This window comes from Bradyrhizobium sp. Rc2d (assembly GCF_900099855.1).
Taxonomy (GTDB): domain Bacteria; phylum Pseudomonadota; class Alphaproteobacteria; order Rhizobiales; family Xanthobacteraceae; genus Bradyrhizobium.
In genome coordinates this window covers 22054-28053 of sequence record NZ_FNCU01000078.1, presented here as the reverse complement: position 1 = coordinate 28053, position 6000 = coordinate 22054, and the positions used below count along the sequence as shown (strand labels likewise).

Here is a 6000-nt window from a genome sequence, read left to right as displayed (position 1 = left end):
TACTTCATGACAAAAACGACCGAGAGATTGGCGCGATGGGTGTCGTCGCTCAGGTATGAATCGCTGCCTTCGGAAGTGATCGGTAAGGCCAAGTTGTGTTTGGCTGATTCAATTTCCTGCATGGTAGGCGGCGCCGATTTAGTCCCTTCGAAAACCCTGTTAAAGGTTCTCTGCAGGAGCGGTCAGGGTTCTGTAGCCGTTCCCGGAGTCTCAGCCAGACTTGGATTGCTCGACGCTGCTTACTATGGAGCACAGACGGCGAACGCTCTCGATTTTGACGACGACTTGATTGGTCATCCGGGAGCCACAGTTGTTCCGATTGCTCTGGCCGTCGGACAAGTTGCTGGCGCGAACGGAGCGGATCTTGTGACGGCAATTGTCGCCGGCTACGAAGTGTCCATGAGAATCGGCGAATCTTGCATGCCCACTTATGAGCGCAGTCAGAATGTAAAGGGCTATTCAACTTGGCAAACTTTTGGGTCGGTGGTGTCGGCGGCTAAGCTGCTGTCCCTGTCTGATGTTCTCATCGAGAATGCAATGGGGTTGGCCGGCGCTCAAGCGCCCGTGCCGAACGTACGGAAATTCATGGATCGAGGCGCTTGCGGCTGGCTAAAGAACGCATATGGAATCGCGGGCGAAATCGGCGTTCTGTCGGCACATTTAGCAGCTGAAAGTTACGCTGGGAATCGAAACATCTTTGATGGTCCGAATGGCTTTTGGATCATGTCAGGATCCGACCAATTCCGCCCACAACTCGCTGTGAATGGATTGGGTGCTATATGGAAGATCGATGACGTGAACTTCAAAGAGTACGCGTGCTGCTATTATTTGCAATCAGCACTCGATGCCATCGACCTTCTCAAGAATAGGCAAGGCACTTCGGATGTGGAGAGAATAGAGATTCGTGCTTTTCTGGAGTTGCCCCTGCATTTTTGTGGACCGTTGCCAAATTCTATAGTTGAGGCGCAGTTCCACGCCCCTTACTTGGTGGCGCTGCAGTGGTTGGGCCGATCTCCAGCGCAAGGCCTGCGGGAAGAAGATCTTACCGATCCAACGGTCCTTGCCCTGGCTCGAAAGGTCGCGCTCCGGCATGATCCGGCCATGGATCGCTCGTTCCGGGAATGTGATCTTTATCCAGTTCGTGTCATTGCAACAGATAAGTTCGGAGCTTCATCGGAGGCATTTGTTGAGCGACCACGTGCCGCTGAACAAAGCAGTCAAACTCAGGAACTCGTTGAACGGAAGTTCTTTTCGATTGTATCACCCAAACTGGGTGAGAAAGCGACTACCCACGCATGGAACATGATCCATGAGATCGAAAAGCACAGCGTTGACGAGCTAGTGAGAATTCTCGTCCCTTAAAACATTGAGGCTGCCACGCCTTTGACTGAGGGCGTGGACTCGAAGTAATAGTGTATCGACGCGAACTGGACAAAAGCAGGTTGATGGCTCTTCGAGCCTACTACAGGTGTCCATCAATTCGGAGGAGGCTCAGGTCCAAACTTCTGCAAGGCTGGTGGCCGGACTTCGCACCTGCTAACAATCACGCCCCGCTTGCCAGTGCCCCCATGCCATTTTCGCTATTGCGCCTATTCCGCGGAATGGCTCCGGAGGAATCCAGTTGGGGCCGCTTACCTTCAAGCGGTCTGTCAAGACCGATGATTGAGAATCGCAGGCCAGCTCCGCCAGGAGCTTTCCGTGAATGTTTCCGCGCAAGACGCCGGCACCCTGGCACCCGGCGGAAACATAAAGCCCAGGCCTCAACTCCCCAAAGTAGCTTTCACGATTGGACGTGATCCCCACTCCGCCGCCCCAAACAAACTCGAAACCGTGGGCCCGCATCGCCGGATATCGCTTTCGGTACAAGTAGGACAACATCGAACGAATCTTGTCAATGCTGGTCTCTCGCTCGTAAGAGTAGCCACTACGAATGAGAAGGCGGCGTTTCCACTTTCTCATGGTGGTCCCCATGGCCGTCGGCGGAAGCTTTGCCCACTCACGCAAACTGCCCAATTGAGACAGTTCACTCTCATCCAATTCAGGTGTCAGCGCACCGTAGGTATGGACGATAACCATTCGATCAAGCGAAATTCCCAAAGACCTCGCGTGCGCATTGTTCGCAACGAACACCTTGTCGCTCACGAACGTTCCACGCTCCGTCAGCACCTGGAACGGGCCGGTTCCCCCCACACACTCGACGGCGACGCGTTCCAACAGAGTCACGTTGCGCGGCAGTGTGTCAGAGAGCCCGCGAATAAGTGCGGCAGGTTGGACCATCGCATGATCGAAGGTCTGGCAACCGTATTGGTAATAGTCTGTACCGATAAGCCGTTGAAGGCCTTCACGGTTGTGCTCCTGGTAGCGCATGCCTCGCTTCTTCAGCGTGACGATCGATCCGCGCACCTTCTTGTCTCCTTGCTCGGTGGCGACGGCGACGATGCGAGGAGCATCTTCAGTCCAGTCGCAGTCGATGTTGTGGTTCCTGACAACACCTCGCAACCAATCGAGCCCTGCAAATACGATACGCGACTTTCGCGCGGTATCGTCGTCCGCCGAACCAAAAGTGTTGGCTCGCGGTTGAATAACTGTCGGAGCCAGGATACCTGAGTTTCGTGCCGACGACCCCTCGCCGATGTCGGAGGCCTCGATCACGAGAATTTCCTTCTCTGGCTGCAACTCGGCAAGCCGGCGAGCGATCGCCAGTCCGGTGTAGCCTGCGCCAATGACAATCGCGTCGAACCGTTTTTTTGATGGAAGTTGTACGTGAGGAACTCGCGCGGGCAGCAGTGCGTTCCATCCACATGCAACCGTGTAATGAGGGGCTCTTCGCGACATCATGCGATTTTCTATTTTCCGGGAGCACTCGAACCGAAGTCGAAAGGAATGATATTTCGGGGATGGGGTCGGCTTACCCATTTTTTGCCCGTCGCCCGCAGAAATACTGCATCAAGGCCCAGTGAGGCAACGATCTACTGTAGCGCGGCTCATGTGTGACCGACAACTTCCGTGCCCTTGGATTGCTTCGACGACGCGCGTCGCTCGAGTGGACGGCCGGTTGGACGCCTTCGCGAACATCATGCGTTCGGCAAGCGCGGGACCGGCGATACGGCGTCTCGCAAGCGCACCTTCGCGCGCGAGCCCATCGATGCGGGCGCCGCCAAAACGGTGTGCGCCTGCCGGCCGCGGACGAGGTCCAGCATCAACTCAAGGGCGATCAATCTCGTAGGTCACGTCGACCCCGACTCCCGCCTTGCCCGCTACGTTTTCCATCGTGCGGCGCGCCCGTCGCGCTTCGTGGGAAGTAGCAGCCGTAAGCCCCGCAATTTCATGAAGTCGATCGTGCGCTTTGACGCCCGGCATTTTATGAATACCACGGGAGAGATGAGCGACAGCTGAAGGTCGGCTCCATCGCGAGGTGCTGGGCCCTGCCTGTGTCGTGCAACACGACGATATCGACCCGGGCCAGCATCGATGCGCCTCACAAGCTCTGCTTTTCGGAACGCTCGACGAAATCCCGTCCGGGTCACGTAGGAAAGAAATCACTGCTGAATGGCCAATGCGTCGCGGCGGCTCTCCTTCCGACGCATCGCGACTCAAGCCTTCTGATGTGTGGCGACGCAGTCTCGAACCTACAGGGAGAACCCAGAAGTCGGGACGCTTGTAGTTGGCGATGCGCTCGCTGCGCCGACAGCGTTCGGGACCGGGGTTGCACCAGCACAAAAGCTCTTTCACCCAGGATCGGGTCCGGTACGCGACGACAGTACAATCAACGACATCCGAATGTTGCATGAGGCAGTTCTCCACCTCGGCGCTGAACACCTCGAAGCCGCCGGCATGGGGAGCGCGCCGCACCGAATTCGGAACATTTCGTCAAGTTTCGCGGGCGCACCTAGTAACAGCGCACGCGCCGGCTATCAAAGATCTCGGTCTCGACGGTGCGGTTCACCGACGCTGGCACGCGCCACTGGCCCTGTCCAGAAATCCGTGGCAGCTCGCCGAAACTTCCCGGGAATGCCGCGCAGACCCTCGGCGCCATTCATTTCACGATCATCCGGCGGTACTCGGCTCGGGTCGCGATCGGCCGGCCGACCACTTCAGAGAGTTTTCGGCGCCAGTCCGTACATCTGAGAGTTGTATTCGATGCGATTATCAAGTGGGGTCAAAGCCAGTATGTATCCTCCATTCCGATGCAGATGTGCAGGCCCATGACTGCGGGAGGCGCGGCGACGTACATCGCCGCGCGACCGCCGGCGCACACCATGATGAAGGCATCGGCATCCACGTCGCGGATGGCCGCGACGGTGCGTTTCAGTCCCTCGACCATCTGTCGCGGGTTGTCCATGAGGCTGCGCCAAGAAGTGTGGGCAGGACAAGCCACACTGCAGGTGTGTGCAAGATTTCCACTCACTCTTGATGAGGAATCGGTCGGCGTTCGAGACGTCGGCGTCTGTATAGACGGCGATCTCCGGAACCACGCCGAATTCGACGATCATCCGCATCTTCCCATCATCATCGGCACAGGCTTCGCGAAGAGCGAATCAGCGATATATGTCGCCCTGGTGTTGATCGGTGCCCCATCGAGCAGCCTCGAATCCAGCACACGCCTTAAGCCTGAGCCAGCAGATGAGGCGACGGAGGTTGTAGCCGACGGCGGCGAGTACGGCGTTGCTGGCGTCGCCTTTCTTGAACCAGAGGTAGCTGCGCCCCATGCGGTGCTCGGCCTTGAGATGGCCGATGACGGCTCGATCGCGGATCCGCGGCGCATGGTGCGCTTGATCGGTGGCGTGACGCCCCGCTTTCGACCCGAGATGAAGGCGTTGAACCTGTAATCCGGCGGCGCGTTGGTGGCCTCGGTAGCCCCCGTCGAGGAGGAGCGGCTCGATGATGTTGCCGACGAGCTTTTCCATATCCGGAATTACAGTTTGCAGCGTATGCCCATCATAGGGATTGCGAGGCAACGCCTTCACATGGGTGACGAACTGGCCGCCTTTGGAGTGGCTGAGCGTGGTTGCGACGGAGACCTTCACGCCGAAATCGTAGGGGCGATGGGCCTTGCCTTTGCCGATGCATTCGACGTCCGGCTGCATGCAGCGAATAGACCTTCGGCCCGCGTTGATGCTGCTGTTGATCGCGGGACGCGACGAGCCAACAACAACAGCTTGGCAAACTTCTCCACGAGCGTGGTTTGCCCGCGATCTTGCGGCCGATGTCGCGCATGACCTGGCCAAGATAGGTGCGCAGCGTCTTCAGCGCCCGCCGGGCAGGCTTGAACTGCTTGGCATGGGCATAACGCTGGTGCTTGATCAGGGCGAACTTGCCCACCCGCGTATAGGACTGACGCAGATCGATGCCAGCCAGCTTCGCAAGCCGCACCAACTTCTCGCGCGCCCGGTTCAGGAGCTTGGCATCGGTCGGGAAAGTCACGTTCTTGGGCTGCACAGTCGTGTCGACCATCACCCGGGAGAGCTCGGACGACTTGATCACCTCGGTCTTGGTGGCAACCGACAGGCTCTCCTGCAGCAGCGCCTTAAGCCGCTCCTCGCCCATCGGGTTGCGCCCTCAGCGACGAGCGGTCGAACACCAGCCGGTGCTGGAAGAATAACTCCTCGTTGCGGAAGAACTGGTAGTAGGGGTTCTCCACCTAGCGCTCGCACAGCACCTCGTAGGTGTGCTCAGCCCGCCATCAAGCCCGTCGGCAGCGGCGGCTGGCCGGGGCCGTCCGCGTAGGCCGCCCCGAACTCCCTTTCCAGGAAGCCCAATCCACCGTCCGCGCAAGCGTCACCAGCGGATGCTTCAGGTCGATGATCTGATCGAGCCGAGAGCGGAACAGGTCCTGCTCGCCGCTGTCTCGCCGCTCCGTTGGCCGAATCCGAACCTCCGCTCAATCAGCCTTGGCGACCAGCGCCTTCAGCCTCGCTCGGCCCCCAAAACCTTCATCCCACCAATCTGGCTAAAGGACTTCAAGCGGGCGAGCGACAATTTGCTGAAGGCACTTTGATA

4 protein-coding genes and 1 pseudogene are annotated in these 6000 nt (G+C 58.4%); 2 read left to right on the top strand and 3 right to left on the bottom strand.

Features of this window, described 5'->3' with window-relative positions:
* A partial coding sequence (locus BLV07_RS43710) for an MmgE/PrpD family protein (protein WP_143035712.1) occupies positions 1-1362 on the top strand: 1362 nt, incomplete at its 5' end.
* A gap of 174 nt (positions 1363-1536) precedes the next feature.
* On the opposite strand, the gene BLV07_RS43705 is transcribed toward BLV07_RS43710, so the two are convergent.
* The 3 genes and pseudogenes from BLV07_RS43705 to BLV07_RS43690 form a co-directional block, all read right to left on the bottom strand.
* The gene (locus tag BLV07_RS43705; RefSeq protein ID WP_176946153.1) at positions 1537-2838 is read right to left on the bottom strand and encodes an NAD(P)/FAD-dependent oxidoreductase; all 1302 of its coding nucleotides are present in this window, start codon (positions 2836-2838) and stop codon (positions 1537-1539) included.
* 1321 nt (positions 2839-4159) lie between these two features.
* Entirely contained in the window at positions 4160-4342 is a 183-nt protein-coding gene (locus BLV07_RS43695) for a hypothetical protein (RefSeq protein WP_091898833.1), read from the bottom strand.
* A gap of 196 nt (positions 4343-4538) precedes the next feature.
* Positions 4539-5869, bottom strand: a pseudogene (locus tag BLV07_RS43690) (IS5 family transposase).
* On the opposite strand from BLV07_RS43690, the gene BLV07_RS43685 reads away from it, so the two are divergent.
* Positions 5789-5998, top strand: coding sequence for a hypothetical protein (locus BLV07_RS43685; RefSeq protein WP_091898831.1), 210 nt, complete (start codon positions 5789-5791; stop codon positions 5996-5998). The pseudogene BLV07_RS43690 and the gene BLV07_RS43685 overlap by 81 nt on opposite strands.
* Positions 5999-6000 lie beyond the last annotated feature (2 nt).

Excerpts from the sequence above, each read along its gene's own strand:
- BLV07_RS43705 (WP_176946153.1), bottom strand. The coding sequence starts at position 2,838 with ATGATGTCGCGAAGAGCCCCTCATTACACGGTTGCATGTGGATGGAAC.
- BLV07_RS43695 (WP_091898833.1), bottom strand. The coding sequence starts at position 4,342 with ATGGACAACCCGCGACAGATGGTCGAGGGACTGAAACGCACCGTCGCG.
- BLV07_RS43685 (WP_091898831.1), top strand. The coding sequence starts at position 5,789 with ATGCTTCAGGTCGATGATCTGATCGAGCCGAGAGCGGAACAGGTCCTG.